The sequence below is a fragment of the Desulfovibrio sp. SGI.133 genome (genome assembly GCF_050313955.1).
Lineage (GTDB): Bacteria > Desulfobacterota > Desulfovibrionia > Desulfovibrionales > Desulfovibrionaceae > Desulfovibrio.
The window spans coordinates 303,092-321,879 of sequence record NZ_JBNPMK010000003.1; the positions used below are offsets into that span (position 1 = coordinate 303,092).

The window sequence follows — 18,788 nt, forward strand, 5'->3', positions numbered from 1 at the left end:
AATGCAATTTGTGGATTTGCACCGGCTCCCCGTCCGGAAGATGCTGTGAAGCATTCTTCTATCGTATTGAAAAATAAATTATTTTTTAACTATCTGACATATTTTATAAAAAGGATCGAAAGCCCCGAAAGCGTCAAAAATCCGTACCATGCGACACCGGAAAAGGGGGCCGTCTCAGGCGCGGCGCTGCCAGCAGCTCACGCTTTCCACGTGCGGGCTGTGGGGGAAGAGATCCAGGGGGGTCACCTGCATCAGCTCATACTCGGTGGACAGCACCCGGGCATCGCGAGCCAGGGTGGCCGGGTTGCACGAGATGTAGACCAGACGCTCCGGTGCCAGATGAAGCAGGGCCTCCAGGGCTTCCGGGGCCACACCGCCGCGCGGCGGGTCCAGCAGGGCATGATCCCAGTGGCCGGGGCCGTGCTTGCGGGCCAGGGCCGTCAGCAGGCGGGCGGCGTCCCCGGCCTCGTAGCGGCAATGGCCGAAGCCGAAACGGCGGGCATTGCGCTCCGCAAGGAGCACGGCGCGGCGGTCGTACTCCATGCCCAGCACGTCTTCAAAGTGTCCCGCGGCCAGCAGGCCCGGAGCGCCCGCACCGCAATAGACATCCAGCAGGCGGCGGGGCGTCACGCCCGCCTGGGGGGAGAGGAGCAGATCCACGGCCGTGGCGGCCAGCAGTTCGGCGGCCCGGCTGTTGACCTGGAAAAAGGAAGCGGGATCGATACCGAACCAGCGGCCGCCCAGGGGCAGATATAGCGGAGCTCCGTCCTCCGGCAGGGCCTCGCCCCGGCGGTCGAGGCAGAGCACGCGCGTCTCTCCGGCCACCAGAGCATCAGGGGTGGCACGTTCTTCATGGACAAAGGCCTGAACGCACGGGAAGGCGTCCAGCAGTTCCCGGCCCATGCGGGCCACGGTGCGACGCTGTTCCGCCGTGCCGGGACTGGTGACGCAGGTGAGCCACCAGCGGCGTCCCGGGGCATCGTCCGCGGCGGCCTGTGCCGGATCGGGATCGGGCCAGCCGTAGCGCACCACCAGGAAACGCCAGAAGCCGCAGTCTTCCATAGCCGGACGTTCCCGCCGGGGGCGGCGTCCGCGATTTTTGTCCGCCCGGGGCCGCAGGCGGCCCTCCTCGGCGGCGCTGCGCGGGGGCACATAGGCGGGCAGGCCGCTGCGGGCGGCCAGGTCGGCGCAGGCCGTGACCAGCTCCAGCCCCTCGCCGGGCAGCAGGGCGCAGCCGGACACCGGCAGCACCTGCAGGCCGCCGCGTCGGCGCAGGCCCAGGCACAGGCCGCTGCCGTCGGCAGGACCGAAGGCGAATTCCATCTTGTTGCGGAAGGCCCGCTGTTCCGGGGAGCCCAGGGCGGGCCGCAGGGGCAGGGCCGCATCACGGCCCAGACCGCCGATGCGCTCCAGGGCATCGCGTACCAGCTGGCCTTTCCAGCGCAGCTGGGCCGCATAGGGCAGACGCTGCCAGGGACAGCCGCCGCAATCTTCGCCGTGGGGACAAATGTCCGCCGCCAGGGCCACGTCCTCCAGCACCGCCGTACGCTGGGCCTCCCAGAAGCGTTTCTGGCGGCGGATGATACGGGCCCGTACCGTCTGGCCGGGCAGGGAGCCCGCGACGAAAATGACAGGCCCGCCGTCCTCGGGGCGGTGCAGGCCGCGGCCGTCGTGGCTCAGGGCGTCGATGCGGCAAACGATCTCATCGGTCATGGCGGAACAGGGGGTTGGAGTGGCGGGGAACAGGCCGGAGAGGCCTGCGGCACGATGATCTTTCTTGTAGCGGCTTTGCCCCGGGCTGGCAATGCGCGGCAGGGCGTGCAAAGGGGGCGGCCGTCCCCCTTTGGCGGGAAAAGCGCGTCCGGCGCGGGAAAAAAAGCGGCGGAAGGCAAAAAAGCATTGCCTCCCGGCCCTTCCTGTGCTATGCAACGCAACTGGCCTACGCCTCTGTCTGGCCCCGACTACCGCGCGTCCCACCACTGGATGCGTGGCCTGTGGCGCGGCCAAGAACAAAAATCACTTGACTTTTCTTGTAGCATGAGGCAAACAGGCCTCTCTCTTTTCGGAGGTTTAAGAGCATGTACGCTATTATTGAAACGGGCGGCAAACAGTACCGCGTCGAAGAAGGTTCCAAGATCGTTGTGGAAAAGCTCGCTGGCGAAGCCGGCAGCGAAATCAAGCTGGACAAGGTGCTGATGCTTGGCGGCGCCGACGTGAAAGTGGGCGCTCCCTATGTGGAAAACGCTGCCGTGACCGCCGAAGTGGTGGAACAGGGCCGCGGCGCCAAGGTTATGGTGTTCAAGCGCTGGCGTCGTAACGACTCGCGCAAGCTGCGCGGTCATCGTCAGGACTGCACCACCATCCGCGTCAAAAGCATTAACGGCTAGTTTGGCGGCGTGTCCCTGCGGGGACGCACGGCAATCTGCCTTGTAAGGAGTATACCATGGCTCATAAGAAAGCAGGCGGCTCTTCGCGTAACGGCCGCGACAGTGCGGGCCAAAGACGCGGCGTGAAGCGCTTTGGCGGCCAGAACGTGCTGGCTGGCAACATCATCGTGCGTCAGCTCGGCACCAAGATCTATCCCGGCACCAACGTGGGCATGGGCAGGGACTACACCCTGTTCGCCAAGGTTGACGGCGTGGTGCGTTTTGAAAAGTACATCCGCAAGCGTCGCGTGCTCACCCGCGTGCATGTGGAAGCCCCCGTTGCCGAATAACGGCGCGGCAAGGCGTGATTTTTGAAGGGAAGAGGCCGCAGGGCTTCTTCCCTTTTTTGCTTTTTTCAGGCCCCTGCGGCCTGCGGTACGCCCGCAAGGCGTCCCGAAGATCAGGGTGGTGACACCCGGGAGATTTTTCATGCGTTTTGTGGACGAAGCTACTATCCAGGTCCGGGCCGGCAAGGGCGGCCACGGCTGCGTGTCTTTCCGGCGTGAAAAGTTCGTGCCCCGCGGCGGGCCGGACGGCGGTGACGGCGGCAAGGGCGGTTCCGTCATCCTCAAGGCGGACAGCCGCCTGCTTTCCCTTTATGACTTCCGCCTCAAGCGCCAGTACGAGGCCCGCAACGGCCAGCCCGGCATGGGCAGCCAGTGCAACGGCCGCAAGGGCGATGACCTCATCCTGGGCCTGCCCGTGGGCACCCTGGTCTATGCCCGCGACGAGATGGGCGAGGAATACCTGCTGGCCGACCTGCGCGAGCCCGACATGGAAGTGGTGGCCGCCCAGGGCGGTCGCGGCGGCATGGGCAACGAGCATTTCAAAACGTCCACCATGCGCGCCCCGCGTTTCGCTCAGCCCGGCGAGCCCGGCGAGGAACGCGAACTGCGCCTGGAACTGAAGATCCTGGCCGACGCTGGCCTGCTGGGCCTGCCCAATGCGGGCAAGTCCACCTTCATCTCGCAGGTCTCGGCGGCGCGGCCCAAGATCGCGGCCTATCCCTTTACCACGCTGACCCCCAATCTGGGCGTCATGATCGACGAATACGATCCTGACCGCCGCATGGTCATCGCCGACATCCCCGGCCTTATCGAGGGCGCCCACGAAGGGCAGGGCCTGGGCCACCGTTTCCTCAAGCATGTGGAGCGCACCCGCTTCCTGGTGCATATCCTCAGCATCGAGGACGTGAGCGACGACAATCCCTGGGCCGGTTTCGAGCTCATCAACGAGGAGCTGCGCCGCTTCGACCCCGAACTGGCCGAACGCCGCCAGATCGAAGTGGTCAACAAGATCGACCTGGTGGATGAAGAGCGTCTGGAAGAGCTGCGGGCCCGCGCCCGCGCCGACGGCCGCGAGGTCTTCTTCATCTCGGCCCGTGACGGCATCGGCATCGAGGACTTGGTGGCCGCGCTCTGGAAGCTGCGCGACGAAGTGCAGGTGCACGAGCCCCTGCACCACTTCGTGGAAGCCGAGAACGTGGACGAAGAGGAATTCGAGGACATCGAAGTCATCTACACCCGCGAGTGATGCGTACGGGGCAGGGATGCGGTGCCGCCGCTTGGCAGGCCGCGTTCCTGCCCCGTTTTTTGTCACTCAGGAGGAGAAGCATGAAACATATCCTTCTGTCCTGCCTCCTGCTGCTGGCCCTGTGCGCCACGGCCCTGGCCGCCCCTGTGGAGAAGCAGACCTTCCGCGTGGTCGCCCCCGAGGGCTGGACCGTGACCGCCGTGCCGGACGTGACCGAAGGCGTGGTCCTGGTGGCCCCGGACAAATCCGTGAGCGTCACCATCGTCACCGCCGCCAGCGGGACCATGACCCCGGAACAGCTGGCGGCCGATTACGAGCAGAAGCTGCATGCCGCCCGTGTGGCGCAGAACGGCAATTATTACGGCCTCAAGGGCATGGCGGGCGATCTGCCGCTGGAGGTCTGCCTCTGGACCTTCGACGGCATGCACGGCGTGGCCAGCATCGTGGGCCGTACCGGCCATCCCGCCCTGCAGGGTATCGTGGACTCGCTGGAGTTCTACAAGTAGTTCCGTACCCCAGAGTTTTATGGGGGCGGGGCCGCCATTTTTTGCCTGCTTCCCGAGAGCGCGGGCAAGCCCCGGGCATCTTTGGGCAAAGGCCGGAAGGCCGGCCGATCCGTCATGAGGTGACGGGCATCGTCTGATGCTCTCCTGCCCCGGACCACAGAAATAAAAAAGGACGTCGGATATACCCGGCGTCCTTTTTTGTGGCTCCTTGGCGGGAAGACCATGCCGTCATAGGGGGGAGAAATTGCCTGCCTGCGCTCCTCATGCTGCCGTGTCCGGCATCCATGATATCGTGAGGAACGGCAGGAGCCCGGCGTGTCGATACCATGCGGATCACACGTCGGGGATTTTATTCCGCTCCTTTGGCAAACAGACTTTCGGGGGAAGGGCTCCCTTTTCTGTCTTCCGAGGGCAGAGGGCTGCAAGGCTGTTGGCGTACCGCCACGATGCTTTGACCGGCGAAGACCTTCTGTCCCACCGCGACACGGGGCGCGTAGTTCGGAGGCAGGTAAAGATCGACACGGGAGCCGAACTTGATCATGCCGATACGTTCCCCTTTTTTACCCATATCGCCTCTCTCCGCATAACTGACGATGCGCCGGGCTATGAGGCCCGAGATCTGCACCATGACGAAGTCCCCGTCATCGGTCTTCAGGGCATAGGCGCAGCGTTCGTTATCCCGGGAGGCTTTGTCCAGGGACGCGTTGAAGAATTTGCCGGGGTAATAGCGGATGTCTTGGATGCGGGCATCGACCGGCATCCGGTTCACGTGCACGTCAAACAGGTTCATGAAGATGCTGATGCAGGTGAGCCGCTTTCCCGTGAACGGTTCGTCGGCCTGCTCGATGCGCACGATCCTGCCGTCGGCCGGACTGAGGGCGCAGTGCTCCTCTTGTGGGCTGACCCGTTCAGGATCACGGAAAAAATGGCTGGACAGCCAGAGTACGAGCAGGAAGGCCAGGGCCGGTAGCCAGAGCCCCAGGAGGGCGAACAGGAGCGCGCTGAACGCGACGAGGGCAAGGAAAGGAAGACCTTCCCTACATATGCCGGTTTGGGGATGTTTCATGAGCATGTCTCCGGGGGGAGGCCTCCATGCACGGGCAGGGAGGCCTCCCGCAGTCAGGCTACACGAGTGACGGGCACAAAATGTCCATCCCGTGCTGTCTCAGAATGTCGGCGCCGTCATAGTGGGCCCGTTTCTCAAGGAATTTCCCGTCCTTGAGGGTGATCATGAACATCAGGGAAAAGCGCACTTTTTTGTTCGTGGGCGGAAGGCCGAGAAAAGGTCTGGTGTGGACCCCTTCATAGACCAGATAGCAGGCCACCTTGTCACCTTCCGCGAACATGTTGTGGATGCGCATGGTAAAGCCCGGGCAGGCGTCCATATGGTTCTTTTCCTGCCGGATGAACTCATCGGCCGAAAGAGGATGGTCTATCTGGGAGTAGAAACGGAAATCAGGGTGGCACAGCTCCTTCAGCGCATCGTAGTTGTTCTCTTCGATGAGCTGGTAGAATTTTTTGACGACAGCTTTGTTTTCTTCAGGGGACATGGATATGCTCCTTGCTGGATGTTGGCAGTGCGGATCCGCGTATCCTTCCGGGAGGTCTGAATTGACGCTAATCCTTATAGCAGCTATAAGGTCAAGCACTTTTCGTACGATGTCGTCCCCTGCACGTCGGGGAGGTGAACATGAGGATAGGAGAGGTCGCCAAAATTTCCCGCTGCCCGGCAGTCACCATCCGTTACTATGAAAAGATCGGCTTGCTGCCCAACGCAAAGCGCACGGCGGCAAACTACAGGATCTACGATCAGAACGATCTGGAGCGCCTGCGCTTCATCCGCCATTGCCGCAACCACGGCATGTCGCTTGCCGACATTGAAAAGCTGCTGTCGATCAAGGACGATGGCAGCGCCCTTCATGATGGGGACATCGTCGCCATCATCGAATCCCACAGGAAGAACATAAAAGCGCAGATAGCCTCGCTGGATGCCCTGCTCCGCAAGCTGGACGAGCTGGTCGCCGATCCGGCCGGCAGCCGGGAAAAAGGGGACAGGATCATCGAGACCCTGGGGGCGCCGTGTCCTGATTGTTCCGATTATGCGAAGTTCTCGCATGATCCTTCCTGAAAGGGCATACGGAGTGGGGGAAGTCAGGCCCTTCGGTTGGAGCGACACGAACTGTTTGTACGCTGGCTGTTTGTCGTGCTTTGAGCTATGGTCAGGCGGCGTCCGCCGGAGGCGGACAGGAATTTTTTAGAGCCCTTGCAGGAGCTATCATGGAAAGACAGGCCGATTGGCGACAGGAAAAAGCACAGGCGCTGGCCCGTGCCCGTGTGGTGGTCATCAAAGTGGGCAGTGCGGTATTGACTGATGCCCAGGGGCTGAGCACCCCCGTGCTGGAAAGCCTGGCCCGTCAGATGGCCGCCCTGCGCACCGCGCCGGACGGGCATGAACGCCGTCTGGTGCTGGTCTCTTCCGGGGCCGTGGCGGCCGGTCGCGCCGTCCTGCGCGCCCACGGCCACAGCGGCGAGACCTCCGGCCTGTCCGCCCGTCAGGCGGCTGCCGCCGTGGGACAGGGCCAGCTCATGCGCGCCTGGGACGAGGTCTTCCGCGCCTATGATTTTCCCACCTCGCAGGTGCTGCTTACCCGCGACGATCTGCGCGCCCGCCAGCGTTTCCTCAATGCCCGCAACACCTTCGCCGAGCTCATGGACTGGGGCGTGCTGCCCATCGTCAACGAGAACGACACGGTCTCGGTCAGCGAGCTGAAATTCGGCGACAACGACTGTCTGGCCAGCCTGCTGGTCAACCTTATCGGCGCCGACCTCTACATCAACCTGACCTCGGCTCCGGGCGTCTATGCGGCCAACCCGCAGGAAGTGCCCGATGCGGGCATCCTGGAATGCGTGGAGGACGTGGCGGGCCTCGATCTGGGCCGCATGTGCGGCGGCAAGACCAGCGTGGGCACCGGCGGCATGTATTCCAAGCTGCAAGCCGCGCGCCGCGCCGCCCAGCTGGGCGTGCCCACTCTCATCCTGCCCGGTCGAGAAGCGGACGTGCTGGCGCGCGCCTTTGCCGGTGAGGCCGTGGGCACTTGGGTCCGTCCCGAGGAACACGCCATCCCGCGGCGCAAATTCTGGCTGGCCTACCAGTCCGATCCGGCAGGCACGGTGCTGGTGGATGCCGGTGCGGCCGAGGCCCTGCTCAGCAAGGGCAGCAGTCTGCTGCCCGGCGGTGTGCGCCAGGTGCTGGGCAATTTCCAGAAAGGCGCGCTGGTGCGTGTGGCCCGTCTGGACGAGAGCGACAGCCACGCCAGCCTGGGCGTGGGCCTGTCCAATTACAGCGCGGCGGACCTGCGCAAGATCATGGGCCTGCGGCGCCATGAGGTGGCCGCCATCCTGGGCGATGCCCACTATCCCGAGGTCATCCACCGCGACAACCTGCTCATGGATGCCGCCATCTAGGCAGCGGCGTTTGCCGGGCGGCAGGCCGCATCCGTGTGGCATGCCGCGCTGAAGAGCGGGGCGCATGGCCCCGTGCGGGAGGCGGATCAGCCTCTCTTCCAGGGAAGGAAAGCAGAAAACGGGCAGATCCCCGGAGTTGGTGAGCGATGGTCATATTGATCGCAGGGGCAACACATACGGGAAAGACCCTGCTGGCGCAGAAGCTGCTGGAGGCATACCGCTATCCCTGCCTGTCGCTGGATCACCTGAAGATGGGGCTCATCAGGAGCGGCCGGTGCGCGCTGTCTCCTGAAAGCGATGATGCCGAGCTCACACGCTATCTGTGGCCCATCGTCCGGGAGATGATCAAGACATGCATCGAGAACCGCCGGCACATGATCATCGAGGGATGCTATATTCCCTTTGGCTGGGAAAATGATTTCCCGGACGAGTACAGAAAAGAAATCGCCTATGTCTGTCTTGTGTTCAGCGAGGGCTATATCAAAGAAAGATATGCGGACATAGCCCGGTATGAAAGCGTGATCGAAAACAGGAAGGAAGCATGTCCTGCGCTTGAGAGCCTGCTTGAGGAAAATCAGCGCAATTTGCGGCAGTGCATCCTGCATTCCTATGATCACATTCTGATGGACAAAGACTATGCCCTGGATATCGAAATGATACAGCGGCTTCTGCATACGGCAGTGCCACAGGCCGATGCCGTAGCGGGATGATGTAGAAATCGTTTTTTCCATGCGTCTGCCGTAGCGGGCAGAGCTTGTGGCTATCCTGTCAATCCACTGCTCTCTGTCATCAAGGAGGGACCATGTCCGGCAAAACAACTGTCATGAAACCCGGTGCGGCCATCGCCGCCTGCTTCGGCAAATTCGCCCGCTGCTACGGTCGCAGCTGCCGGGCCGAGTTCATCTGGTTCCTGCTGTTCTTCCTGGTACTGGGGGCGCTGGCCGTGTGGTTCACCTCGCCTATGATCGTGGGCATGCTCTGGGCCCTGCTGATGATCCCGCTCAGCTCCGTGGGCATCCGCCGTCTGCACGACCTGAACCTGCCCGGCGGCATCTGGACGGTCTGGCTGACCATCACCGTCATCCTGCCCATGTTCGGCCTTTCCAACTACATGAACAATGAAGGCCACCTGTCGGACTACATGCTCTATCTGCACTATGCCTGGCTGTTCATCACCGGTACGCTGCTGCTTTTCCTCTGCTTCGCCGGCGGTCAGGAAGGCCCCAACAAGTACGGTCCGGCGCCGTGCGTGAGAGAAAAAGAATATAATGATAATATAGATTAATTTTATTTTACATTAAATATAGAGAGTTTAGTATGGATAAAAATGATATTATGAATATTTTAAAAGAAGCTGTTCCCTGTGTATTTATATCAGCTCAAGAACCGCTTGCAGAACTTACGGATTATGGTGTCGTTACAGGGTATAGCGTAATTGGAACAGGGCCAATTTCAGAATTTTTTGCCTCTGTTACTGACTTTTTTGGAATGCAGTCTGGTTGTTTCGGCGATAAGCTCAAATATGCTGAAGAATGTGCTTTGAATATGATGCGTCTTGAGGCCCTGAAAAAAGGTGCAGATAGCGTATATTGTTGTGATATAAAAGTAAGTGAAGCAACTAGTGGAAAAGGAATGCTAATCGTTTCTGTTTCTGGAACAGCAATTTTGTCTAATATTCAAAATAAAAAGATCACTGATGCTCTCAGTGCTGTAAAAAATTTTTCAACAGAGAGCCAGAAGAAACAACAGGATGCTCCTACAAGAAAATTTAGTTTTTGGGGATAGCTAATAGCTGTAACAGGAAACGGCCCGCATATGCGGGCCGTTTCCTGTTACAGCTAGCGATAAAGCGCGCTGGGGAGGGATGGGGGTACGGGGAAAGGGGACAGCTCTCGCGCGAGCAGAGGGGGCCCCTTCCCCCGTCCAGTTCGTTACGCGAAGTCGTAGCCGGCCTGCAGGGCCTTGGCGTTGACCGGGATCAGCTTGGCGTAGTGGGCGCTGACCACGCGGTTGAGGGCTTCCTGCACGGCTTCCAGGGGCAGGGCGCCGGTGGCCTTGATCCAGGCGCCCAGGGCCACCATGTTGGCCAGTTTCACATTGCCCAGTTCGTGGGCGATGTCGTTGACCGGGATGTAGACCGTGCGGTGCTTGCCGTCCAGCAGGCCTTCGGAGATGAGCGAGGCGTTGACGATCTGCACGCCGTCGGGGTGCAGCCGGGGCTGGAACTTGGCCAGCGAGGGTTCGTTGAGCACGATGATGGAGCGGGGCGTGTTGACCAGGGGCGACCCCACGGGATGCTCGTCCAGCACCACGGTGCAGTTGGCGGTACCGCCGCGCATCTCGGCACCGTAGACCGGGATGAAACTCACTTCGAGGCCGTGTTCCATACCGGCCTGGGCCAGCAGGTTGCCGATGAGCATGACGCCCTGGCCGCCGAAACCGGCGATGATGACGTCCTGATACTTAGCCATGCTGCACCTCGCTTTCGGCCGGGGCGGTCACGTCTTTGTACACGCCCAGAGGGAATACAGGGATCATGGCCTCGCTGATGCGCTTGTTGGCGCTGACGGGGTCCATATGCCAGTTGGTGGGGCAGCCGGAGAGCAGCTCCACGAAGCCGAAGCCCAGGCCCTGCAGCTGCACTTCGAAGGCCTTGCGCAGGGCCTTCTTGGCCGCGCGCACATGCTTGACGCTGTCCAGGGCGCAGCGTTCGGAATAGGCCACGCCGGAGAGCTGGGCCATGAGTTCGGCCATGCGGATGGGGCCGCCTTCGTGGCGGGCCATGTCGCGGCCGCGGGGGCTGGTGGTGGTCTTCTGGCCCAGCAGGGTGGTGGGGGCCATCTGGCCGCCGGTCATACCGTAGACGGTGTTGTTGATGAAGATGCCGGTGATGAGCTCGCCGCGGTTGGCCGCATGGATGGACTCGGCCAGACCGATGGCGCCCATGTCGCCGTCGCCCTGGTAGGTGAAGACCACGCTTTCGGGGCGGGCGCGGCGCACGCCGGTGGCCACGGCGCAGGCACGGCCGTGGGGGGCTTCGAGGCCGTCCACGTTGAAGTAGTCGTAGGTAAAGGTGGCGCAGCCCACGGAGGCCACCAGGATGGTCCTGTCGGCCACGCCCAGCTCGTGCAGCACCTCGCTCACCAGACGGTGGGCGATGCCGTGGTGGCAGCCGGGGCAGTAGTGGGTCACGCGCTCGTTGAGCACGGGATTGGTGTCGAAGACCAGGGTCTCGCCATCCTGGGGCACAAGGGCCTGTTCAAGTTCGTGCGCGTGCATCTTAGTTCTCCTTGCAGGCCTGACGGATGGGATCTTCCAGGGCATCGGCGCCGATGAACAGGCCGGGCATGACGCCGTGCCAGTCCACCTTGGCGTTCTCGCCCATCAGGGACAGGCGCACGTCTTCCACCATCTGGCCGGTGTTCTGTTCGATGACCAGGAAGCGGCGGCCCGGAGCCAGGGCGCGCAGGGCGTCGGCCGGGAAGGGATAGAGCGTCTTGGGACGGAACAGGCCCGCCTTGAGGCCTTCTTCACGCAGCTTGCGGATGGCGCTGCGGGCGATGCGGGCCATGGAGCCGAAGGCCACCACCACGAGCTCGGCGTCGTCGGTGTTCCAGCATTCGGCGCAGGCTTCGGCCTGCATGGCGGCGTACTTTTCCATGAGCAGGCGGTTGCGGGCGGCCAGGGCGCCTTCGGCCAGGTACACGGACTTGAGCAGACGGGGCTTGGCGCCGGGGCCGCGCTTGCCGTAGCCTTCCATGCGCCAGGGCGCGGCCAGTTCGGCCAGGGCCTCGGGGCTCAGGGCGTCGGCCGGGGGCTGACGGCGCACGGGTTCCTTGATTTGGGCCACGATGGCGTCACCCAGCAGCATGACCGGGTTGGCGTACTTGAAGGCCAGAGCGAAGGCGCGGAACATCATGTCGTAGCATTCCTGCGCGGTGGAGGGGGCCAGCACCAGATTGCGGTGGTCGCCGTGACCGCCGCCCTTGACGGCCTGGAAGTAGTCGCCCTGCGAGGGGCCGATATCGCCCAGGCCCGGGCCGCCGCGTTCCATGTTGACGATGACGGCCGGGATATGGCTGCCCGCCATGTAGGAGATGCCCTCCTGCATCAGCGAGATGCCGCAGCTGGACGAAGAGGTCATGGCCGGGATGCCGCAGGCGCCGGCGCCCAGCAGCATGTTGATGGCGGCCACTTCGCTTTCGGCCTGCACGAACTGGCCGCCGCATTCGGGCAGCCGGAGGGACATGGTTTCGGGGATCTCGTTCTGCGGCGTGATGGGATAGCCGAAATAGCAGCGGCAGCCGGCGTCCAGGGCGCCAAAGGCCACAGCTTCATTGCCCTTGATGAGAATGCGGTCGTGACTCATGCGGTCTTCTCCGTTTTTTTGGATTTGAAGACACGGATGGCCACGTCCGGGCACATGAGCGCACAGGAGGCGCAGCCCGTACAGCGGCCTTCGGTTTCCATCACCTCATAGCCCTGGCGGTTGAACCGTCCCGAGGGGCGAATGATGTGCGCCGGGCAGACCGCTACACACAGGCCGCAGCCTTTGCAGCGTTCTTCCAGAAAAACAATTCGCGACATGCTGTTCCCCTGATCGATACAGATTGCACATGGCGCGGCATCCTGCCACAGGGTGCCGCACCATGCGGTGTTGACACTTATCATGCCCCGAAGGGCCGGTTGCGGATGCGTCCGGCTTCGTCCGTACCGGGGAGCCGGGCAGCCGCAAAAAAACACCTACCGGATGAGCATGGCATCCCCGTAGGAGAAGAAGCGATAGCCTTCCTTCACGGCCTCCTGATAGGCTTCCAGGATGCGTTTGCGGCCCGCGAAGGCCGAGACCAGCATCAGCAGGGAGGACTCGGGCAGGTGGAAGTTGGTGATGATCCCGTCCACCACGCGGAAGGGACGGCCGGGGTAGAGGAAGATGTCCGTCCAGCCGGCAAAGGGCTGGGCACGGCCGCAGACCTGGGCCACGCCTTCCAGCGTGCGCACCGAGGTGGTGCCCACGGCGATGACGGGCCGGTGCTGGGCCTTGGCCTCGGCGATGGCGTTGGCCGTCTCTTCGGGCAGTTCCACATATTCCCGGTGCATCTGGTGATTGCGGATGTCCTCGCAGCGCACGGGGCTGAAGGTGCCGTAGCCCACATAGAGCGTCACTTCGGCCCACTGGAAGCCGCGCCGGCGCAGGGTCTCGCGCAGCTCGTCGGTAAAGTGCAAGCCCGCCGTGGGCGCGGCCACGGAGCCGGTCTTCTCCTCGCGGGAGTAGATGGTCTGGTAACGGCTGAAATCTTCTTCGGCGTCGGAACGCTTGATATAGGGCGGCAGGGGGATGTGCCCGGTGGCGGCAAAGGCATCGGCCACGTCGCCCTTCCAGCACATGCGCACACGCCGGTGGCCGAAGGTGCCGCACTCAAGGATGGTCACGCTGATGCCCGCGCCGAAGTGCAGGGTCTCGCCTTCGCGCACGCTGCCCCCGGAACGGACCAGGCCGTTGACCTCGGCGCTCCAGGTGTCCTCACGGCCCTTGACGGGCGTGGCGGCGGCCCGTACCAGCGGCAGGGGCGTCAGCAGCAGGAATTCCACCTTGCCGCCGGTACTGCGGCTGCCCAGCAGGCGGGCCTGCAGCACGCGGGAGTTGTTGGCCACCAGCAGGGCGCCTTCGGGCAGGCAGTCCGGCAGGTCGCTGAACATGTGGTGTTCCAGGTCCAGGGCGCCGTTGCGGCGCATGGTCAGCAGGCGCGACGTGCCCCGCTGTTCCGGCGGATACTGGGCGATCTGCTCCTGAGGCAGCTCGTAGGTATAGTTTTGCAGCAGAAAATCATCTTCGGAAACGAAAACAGGCGGCATGGGTCTTTTCCTTCACTTCTCTTCGGGCCGCGTGGCGGCCGCAACATCTGCCGTCGGGACAGGGCCGGGCGATGCCGTTTTCCATACCCGCTCCGCAGGGGGAGGGGCAGCCGGGCAGCCGGAGAGACGCTTGTCAGTCCGTGCCGGAGAGGCTATCCTTTTCGGGCTGTCCGGCCTTCCGGACGACAGTTGAAGGAGTATAGCCAATGCGACGCCTACTTGTCACCTTGATCCTTGGGGTCTTCCTGGCCAGCGCCGCCGGTTGCGCGGACCTGGGCATCAGCAACCCCTTTGAATCCACGCCGACCGCCGCGAGCAGCCAGCTTTTGGGCATCAGTCTGCCTGCGGGCATGGAACTTTCCACGCAGCACTGCGCCCGCACCACCGGCAGCGACGGCCAGCCCCAGGGCATGGAGACCGCGTACGGTCAGGCCGACCGGATGCAGGTGGCGCAGAGTCTGTTCAACAACATGCAGGGGGCGGGCTGGAACGTGCGCATGAGCCTGCGCAAGGCCGACCGCATCATGCTGGCCTTTGAGAACGGTAACCGCCTTGCCGTGATCAGTCTGTATTCGCAGACAGTTTACAGCTGCGTGGCCGAGATCTGGGTCTCGGAAAAGCTGGCCGACGGTTCCTCCCTGAATCTCCTGCCCCTGCGCGGCGAAGGCAGCCAGAACAGCGGCGGTTTCGGCGGCTTTGGCGGCAGCTCCGACGGTGCTTCCGGCGGCGGCTTCGAGAGCAACGGGCCCGCCACGGGCGGCGGTTTCGAGACGCCCGACGGCGGCAGCACGCCGCCTCCGGTAGGCAATAGCGGGGGCTGGGGCTCCTCTTCGGGCGGCAGCAGCAGCGGCAGCGGTCTGCAGGAGCGTCTGCTGTGAGCGCGTCGCCCTTCCACAACAGCCGCCGTTTCGCGGGCAAGCGTCTGCATCTGGGCGTGTGCGGCTCCATCGCCTGCTATAAGGCGCTGGATCTGCTGCGCGCCCTGCACGCCCTGGACATCCACGTTTCCGTCACCCTCACCGACGGCGCGCGCCGTTTCGTGACGCCTCTTCTTTTCGAGGCCCTGGGCGCCATGCCGGTCTATGGCCGCATGTTCGAGGGCGACGAGGTCTTCGATCATCTGGAGCCGGGCCAGCGGGCCCAGGCCATGCTGGTGGCCCCGGCCTCGGCCGACGCCCTGTCGCGTCTGGCGGCCGGAGCGGCGTCGGACATGCTCTCGGCGCAGGCGCTGGCCTTTGACGGGCCGCTGGTGGTGGCCCCGGCCATGAACCCGCGCATGTGGCGGCACCCGGCCACCCAGGACAATGTGGCCACCCTGCGGCGGCGTGGAGCCCAGGTCGTCGTGCCCGGCTGCGGCGGCACGGCCTGCGGCGATACCGGCCAGGGCCGTCTGGCCCCGGTGGAGGATCTTTTCCTGGCCGCCTTGCGTGCCCTTTCGCCGCAGGATATGGCGGGACAGCGCGTCATGCTGACCATGGGCCCCACCCGTGAAAAGTGGGACGGCGTGCGCTACTGGACCAATCCCAGCAGCGGTACCATGGGCGCGGCGCTGGCCACGTCCGCCTGGCTGCGCGGGGCCGAGGTCACGGCCGTGTGCGGGCCCGGTTGCCCCGACCTGCCCGCCGGGGTGGAGCGCATCGGCGTGGGCAGCGCCCGCGAGATGTTCGAGGCCGCGTCCGACTGCTGGCCCCGCATGGATATGGGCCTGTTCTGCGCCGCGGTGGCGGACTTTTCGCCCGAACCGCTGGGCCCGCAGAAGTTCAAGAAAGAAGGGCGGCAGGACGGCTTCAGCATCCGCTTCACGGCCAATCCCGATATTTTGCGGACCCTGTCGCACCAGCGGCGGGAAGGGCAGAAAGTGCTGGGCTTTGCGGCCGAGACCACGCCCGACATGGACAGCCTGCTGGAGCTGGCCCGGGGCAAGCGCGCCCGCAAGGATGCCGACCTGCTGGCGGGCAACCGCGTCAACAGCGGCGACAGCGGCTTCGGCGCGGCCACCAACAGCATGGCCGTGGTGGACCGTACCGGCCATGAAGAGATCTGGCCCAACCAGAGCAAGGCCGATGTGGCCTGGGATCTTTGTTCGTGGCTTTTGCGCTTGTAAACCCGCTGGCGGCCCCCTGGCAGGCACGCGGCCTCAACTGGCTGCTCATGCCCGAGGATCTGCCCCCGGAGCTTTCCCTGTGCGTCATGCCGGACGCCGTCCCGGCCGCGCCCGTGCGCCGTCCGCAGCCTGCGGCCCCGCGGGCGCCCCGTCCCGTGCGTCCATTGCCTTCCCAGCTGCAGCAGGAAGGCCGGGGCAGTGCGCCCGCCGCACCGGCACAGGCCGTGAGACAGGGATATGCCCCTGCGGCTTCTTCCGCTCCCGGCGCGTCTGCTCCCGCAGCGTCCGCCCCGGAACAGCGGCGTCCGGCCCGTCCGCAACCTGCGGAACAGGCCCCGGAGACCGCCGCACCGGTCAGGAGCTGGCGGCCCCTGCCGCCCCACGTCTGGCCCGCCGTCTGGCAGGAGCGTCTTTCGCGCACCCGGCAGGGACGGGTGGTCTGGACCTACTGGAACCTTGGCCCGGACCTTTGCGAAGCACAGGCCCCGGGCAAGGCGCAGCGCAGCGCCTTTTTCCGCCGTCTCATGCAGGATCTGGCCTATCCGGCGGGCACCAGTACCTTCTGGCCCGCCTGCCTGCCCGATCCTGACGCCATGCCCGCCTCCCCGGCCCCGGCCGAGGGGGAGGACAGGCCCCGCTACCAGCCCAATGCCGACGTGTTCTGGTCCGGTGTGCAGGCCCTGCATGCCCGGGCCGTGGTGGTCATGGGTTCCGTGGCGGCCCGCGCCCTGGGGCTGCCCGCCGGGGTGCGCCCTCTCCAGCAGTTGCGGCATCGCGGCACGCTGGTCTGGGTGCTCTGGGACGTGGAATTCCTTCTTGATGAACCGCAGCGCTACGCGGCCATGCTGGCCTTTGTGCGCCGGGCGCTGCAACAGATCTCCAGACGCTGAAAACAACGCCATGTTCACTGCTATCGGACTGATGCTCACGGGCATCGCCCTGGGCTTTGCCCTGCGCTCTTTTCAGTGGCCCGAACTGCTGGGCCGCGCCATCTCTCCCACCATCATGCTCATGCTCTTCGCCCTCGGCGTGGCCGTGGGCGGCAACGAGACCCTGATGACCAACCTGCCCGTGCTGGGCGGCAAGGCCCTGGTGCTCACCGTGGCCTGCGTGGCGGGCAGCCTTATCTGCATCGTGGCCGTGCGCCGTTTCTTCCCCGGTGCCGGGCCCCAGCGCCATGCGGCCGCTGACACCGTCAGCGAGGACGCGGGCGCGGCCATGAGCGTGCGTCACGATCGGGAAGACGGGGAGGGCCGGGCATGAGCGGGAGCCTGATGATCCTGGGCTGTTTCGTGCTGGGCGTGCTGCTGGCCTGGCTGGGCTGGATACCGGACTATTTCCTGGAGCACGACGGCACGCTCTACGTGCTCTATGTGCTGATGTTCCTTGTGGGCATCTCCATCGGGCACGACCGCCGTCTGGGCGAGATATTGCGTACCCTGCGGCCCCGGGTGTTGCTGCTGCCCCTGGCCACCACCGTGGGCACCTTTGCCGGGGCGGCCCTGGCCAGCATCACGCTGGCCTATTCCCTCAGCGAATGCCTGGCCGTGGGTTCCGGCTTTGCCTATTATTCCCTTTCGTCCATCTTCATCACCCAGTACAAAGGCGCGGAGCTGGGCACCGTGGCCCTGCTGGCCAACATCATGCGCGAGCTGGCCACATTGCTTTTCACGCCGCTCATGGTACGCTGGATCAGCCCGCTGGCCGCCATCTCGTGCGGCGGCGCGTCCACCATGGATTCCACCCTGCCGGTCATCACCCGCTTTGCGGGCAAACAGTGGGTGTTCGTTTCCATCGTGCACGCCATGATCCTGGATTTCAGCGTGCCTTTCTGGGTGACTTTCTTCTGTACCCTGTAACGCAAGGAGCTGCGCCATGGCCCGTATGCGTGCCGTCAAACAGCAACTGAAAGATCTGCTTTCCGCGCCCGACTGGCGTGACCATCTGCCTGAACTGCGCTCCATGGGCCAGCCCGCCGTGGGGCCGCTCTTCTCCTTCCTGCTGCTGGAACCGCTCATGCGCCACAAGGCCGCCCTGGCCCTGGGGCAGGTGGTGGCCGGTCTGGAAGAGGGCAGCGCCGAAGACATGCATAACATCATGCGCCGCCTCATGTGGCACATGAACGAGGAGTCCGGCAATATCGGCTGGGGCATCCCCGAAGCCTTCGGCGAAGTGCTGGCCGCCTGCCCCCGCGCGGCCAAGGAGTTCCACCGGGTGCTCATCTCCTATGTCATCGACTTGGGCCGGGACGACAACTTCTGCGACCACGGCCCGCTGCGCCGCTCCTGCTTCTGGGCCATCGGTCGTCTGGCGCAGGCCCGGCAGGACCTGGCCGTCATCGCCCGTCCCTGGCTGCTGAAAGGACTGGAGGACGAGGATATCCCCTGCCGTGGTATGGCCGCCTGGGCCCTTGCCCAGCTGCCGCGCGACTTTATGGATGCTCCGGCCCTGCGTCGTCTGGCCGAAGCCGGACATGAGGAGATCTGCGAGGTCTTCGACGGCGAGAAGGTGGTGGAAAAGACCGTTTCCGAGCTGGCCCGCGAGGCCCTGGGATAGAGTGATGCTCTGTTGAGGGGGAGAGGGGAACTTTTTTTCTTGGAAAAAGTTCCCCTCTCCCCCTCAAGCTCCCCCTTTCCCTTCAAAAAACGCTGTTCTGGTCATGGGACAGGGAGCGTGGTGCCCCTGTCCGTACCGTGTTCGATGGTCCCCCGGTGCTGCGGGGGATTTTTTTGTGTCTGGTGGATGGAGCGTGAAGGATGACGCGGACGTCCTGGGCTGGAAAGAAAAGTAGGGGAGCAGGCTATCTGCGTGACGGCGGCCCTCTTCTGACGCTGCCGGGCGCATGGCGCGCATGAAAAAGGCCACCCGAATCGGGTGGCCTTTTGTGTTCATGGGGAT

The 18,788-nt window shown here is 64.1% G+C and carries 22 protein-coding genes and 1 pseudogene; 15 read left to right on the forward strand and 8 right to left on the reverse strand.

Annotation, left to right across the window (positions count from 1 at the left end; translation table 11 throughout):
• Positions 1-174: 174 nt before the first annotated feature.
• Positions 175-1,713 (reverse strand): class I SAM-dependent RNA methyltransferase, encoded by a 1,539-nt coding sequence (locus ACQRBR_RS06400; protein ID WP_427812595.1) that lies wholly within the window; start codon positions 1,711-1,713, stop codon positions 175-177.
• A gap of 365 nt (positions 1,714-2,078) precedes the next feature.
• Here ACQRBR_RS06400 and rplU point away from each other — a divergent pair, with 365 nt between their 5' ends.
• The 4 genes from rplU (at position 2,079) to ACQRBR_RS06420 (ending at position 4,465) form a co-directional block, all read left to right on the forward strand.
• Complete coding sequence (gene rplU / locus ACQRBR_RS06405; protein ID WP_006007380.1) at positions 2,079-2,387, forward strand: 50S ribosomal protein L21; 309 nt, start codon at positions 2,079-2,081, stop codon at positions 2,385-2,387.
• Positions 2,388-2,443: 56 nt separating this feature from the next.
• Positions 2,444-2,716: a 50S ribosomal protein L27 gene (gene rpmA, locus ACQRBR_RS06410; RefSeq protein ID WP_040369732.1), complete on the forward strand. Its 273-nt coding sequence runs from the start codon at positions 2,444-2,446 to the stop codon at positions 2,714-2,716.
• A 139-nt stretch (positions 2,717-2,855) separates the two neighbouring features.
• Positions 2,856-3,959: a GTPase ObgE gene (gene obgE / locus ACQRBR_RS06415; RefSeq protein WP_204674038.1), complete on the forward strand. Its 1,104-nt coding sequence runs from the start codon at positions 2,856-2,858 to the stop codon at positions 3,957-3,959.
• An 80-nt stretch (positions 3,960-4,039) separates the two neighbouring features.
• Complete coding sequence (locus tag ACQRBR_RS06420) at positions 4,040-4,465, forward strand: hypothetical protein (RefSeq protein WP_168934785.1); 426 nt, start codon at positions 4,040-4,042, stop codon at positions 4,463-4,465.
• 424 nt (positions 4,466-4,889) lie between these two features.
• On the opposite strand, the pseudogene ACQRBR_RS06425 reads toward ACQRBR_RS06420, so the two are convergent.
• Together ACQRBR_RS06425 and ACQRBR_RS06430 are read right to left on the reverse strand one after the other, a co-directional pair.
• Positions 4,890-5,531 (reverse strand): annotated as a pseudogene (locus ACQRBR_RS06425) (phosphatidylserine decarboxylase family protein); the annotation flags it as partial.
• A 58-nt stretch (positions 5,532-5,589) separates the two neighbouring features.
• Positions 5,590-6,015 (reverse strand): ester cyclase, encoded by a 426-nt coding sequence (locus tag ACQRBR_RS06430; RefSeq protein ID WP_279137393.1) that lies wholly within the window; start codon positions 6,013-6,015, stop codon positions 5,590-5,592.
• A 140-nt stretch (positions 6,016-6,155) separates the two neighbouring features.
• Here ACQRBR_RS06430 and ACQRBR_RS06435 point away from each other — a divergent pair, with 140 nt between their 5' ends.
• The 5 genes from ACQRBR_RS06435 to ACQRBR_RS06455 all read left to right on the forward strand — a co-directional run bounded on the left by ACQRBR_RS06435 (position 6,156) and on the right by ACQRBR_RS06455 (position 9,715).
• Entirely contained in the window at positions 6,156-6,593 is a 438-nt protein-coding gene (locus ACQRBR_RS06435) for a MerR family transcriptional regulator (protein WP_303880489.1), read from the forward strand.
• A gap of 149 nt (positions 6,594-6,742) precedes the next feature.
• On the forward strand, positions 6,743-7,930 hold the full coding sequence (gene proB / locus ACQRBR_RS06440) for a glutamate 5-kinase (RefSeq protein ID WP_427812596.1): 1,188 nt from the start codon (positions 6,743-6,745) through the stop codon (positions 7,928-7,930).
• A 146-nt stretch (positions 7,931-8,076) separates the two neighbouring features.
• On the forward strand, positions 8,077-8,640 hold the full coding sequence (locus ACQRBR_RS06445; protein ID WP_427812597.1) for an adenylate kinase: 564 nt from the start codon (positions 8,077-8,079) through the stop codon (positions 8,638-8,640).
• Positions 8,641-8,732: 92 nt separating this feature from the next.
• Positions 8,733-9,215, forward strand: coding sequence for a DUF805 domain-containing protein (locus ACQRBR_RS06450; protein ID WP_427812598.1), 483 nt, complete (start codon positions 8,733-8,735; stop codon positions 9,213-9,215).
• 32 nt (positions 9,216-9,247) lie between these two features.
• Positions 9,248-9,715, forward strand: a complete 468-nt coding sequence (locus ACQRBR_RS06455) for a heavy metal-binding domain-containing protein (protein ID WP_427812599.1) — start codon at positions 9,248-9,250, stop codon at positions 9,713-9,715.
• Between the two features lie 146 nt (positions 9,716-9,861).
• Here the strand turns inward: ACQRBR_RS06455 and ACQRBR_RS06460 are convergent, their stop codons facing one another.
• The 5 genes from ACQRBR_RS06460 to queA form a co-directional block, all read right to left on the reverse strand.
• Positions 9,862-10,401 carry a 2-oxoacid:acceptor oxidoreductase family protein gene (locus ACQRBR_RS06460; RefSeq protein ID WP_204674043.1) on the reverse strand — a complete coding sequence of 180 codons (540 nt, stop codon included), beginning with the start codon at positions 10,399-10,401 and terminating at the stop codon, positions 9,862-9,864.
• Complete coding sequence (locus ACQRBR_RS06465) at positions 10,394-11,209, reverse strand: thiamine pyrophosphate-dependent enzyme (protein WP_204626451.1); 816 nt, start codon at positions 11,207-11,209, stop codon at positions 10,394-10,396. Before ACQRBR_RS06465 ends, ACQRBR_RS06460 begins: the two co-directional genes overlap by 8 nt.
• Position 11,210: 1 nt before the next feature.
• Positions 11,211-12,299, reverse strand: coding sequence for a 3-methyl-2-oxobutanoate dehydrogenase subunit VorB (vorB, locus tag ACQRBR_RS06470; RefSeq protein ID WP_204626452.1), 1,089 nt, complete (start codon positions 12,297-12,299; stop codon positions 11,211-11,213).
• Positions 12,296-12,517: a 4Fe-4S dicluster domain-containing protein gene (locus tag ACQRBR_RS06475; RefSeq protein WP_168934793.1), complete on the reverse strand. Its 222-nt coding sequence runs from the start codon at positions 12,515-12,517 to the stop codon at positions 12,296-12,298. Before ACQRBR_RS06475 ends, vorB begins: the two co-directional genes overlap by 4 nt.
• Positions 12,518-12,673: 156 nt before the next feature.
• Entirely contained in the window at positions 12,674-13,786 is a 1,113-nt protein-coding gene (queA, locus tag ACQRBR_RS06480; protein ID WP_303740324.1) for a tRNA preQ1(34) S-adenosylmethionine ribosyltransferase-isomerase QueA, read from the reverse strand.
• A gap of 206 nt (positions 13,787-13,992) precedes the next feature.
• Between queA and ACQRBR_RS06485 the strand changes: the two genes are divergently transcribed.
• The 6 genes from ACQRBR_RS06485 to ACQRBR_RS06510 are packed head-to-tail and all read left to right on the forward strand — an operon-like array spanning position 13,993 to position 18,446.
• A complete protein-coding gene (locus ACQRBR_RS06485) occupies positions 13,993-14,664 on the forward strand; it encodes a hypothetical protein (RefSeq protein ID WP_303880483.1) in 672 nt (223 codons plus the stop codon).
• Positions 14,661-15,890 carry a bifunctional phosphopantothenoylcysteine decarboxylase/phosphopantothenate--cysteine ligase CoaBC gene (gene coaBC, locus ACQRBR_RS06490; protein ID WP_427812600.1) on the forward strand — a complete coding sequence of 410 codons (1,230 nt, stop codon included), beginning with the start codon at positions 14,661-14,663 and terminating at the stop codon, positions 15,888-15,890. The genes ACQRBR_RS06485 and coaBC overlap by 4 nt, the downstream gene beginning before the upstream one ends.
• Positions 15,872-16,780, forward strand: coding sequence for a hypothetical protein (locus ACQRBR_RS06495; protein ID WP_427812601.1), 909 nt, complete (start codon positions 15,872-15,874; stop codon positions 16,778-16,780). The genes coaBC and ACQRBR_RS06495 overlap by 19 nt, the downstream gene beginning before the upstream one ends.
• A gap of 10 nt (positions 16,781-16,790) precedes the next feature.
• Positions 16,791-17,153 (forward strand): LysO family transporter, encoded by a 363-nt coding sequence (locus tag ACQRBR_RS06500; RefSeq protein WP_427812602.1) that lies wholly within the window; start codon positions 16,791-16,793, stop codon positions 17,151-17,153.
• Complete coding sequence (locus ACQRBR_RS06505; RefSeq protein WP_006007419.1) at positions 17,150-17,749, forward strand: lysine exporter LysO family protein; 600 nt, start codon at positions 17,150-17,152, stop codon at positions 17,747-17,749. Before ACQRBR_RS06500 ends, ACQRBR_RS06505 begins: the two co-directional genes overlap by 4 nt.
• A gap of 16 nt (positions 17,750-17,765) precedes the next feature.
• Complete coding sequence (locus tag ACQRBR_RS06510) at positions 17,766-18,446, forward strand: DVU0298 family protein (protein WP_289616306.1); 681 nt, start codon at positions 17,766-17,768, stop codon at positions 18,444-18,446.
• The last annotated feature ends 342 nt before the right edge of the window (positions 18,447-18,788 follow it).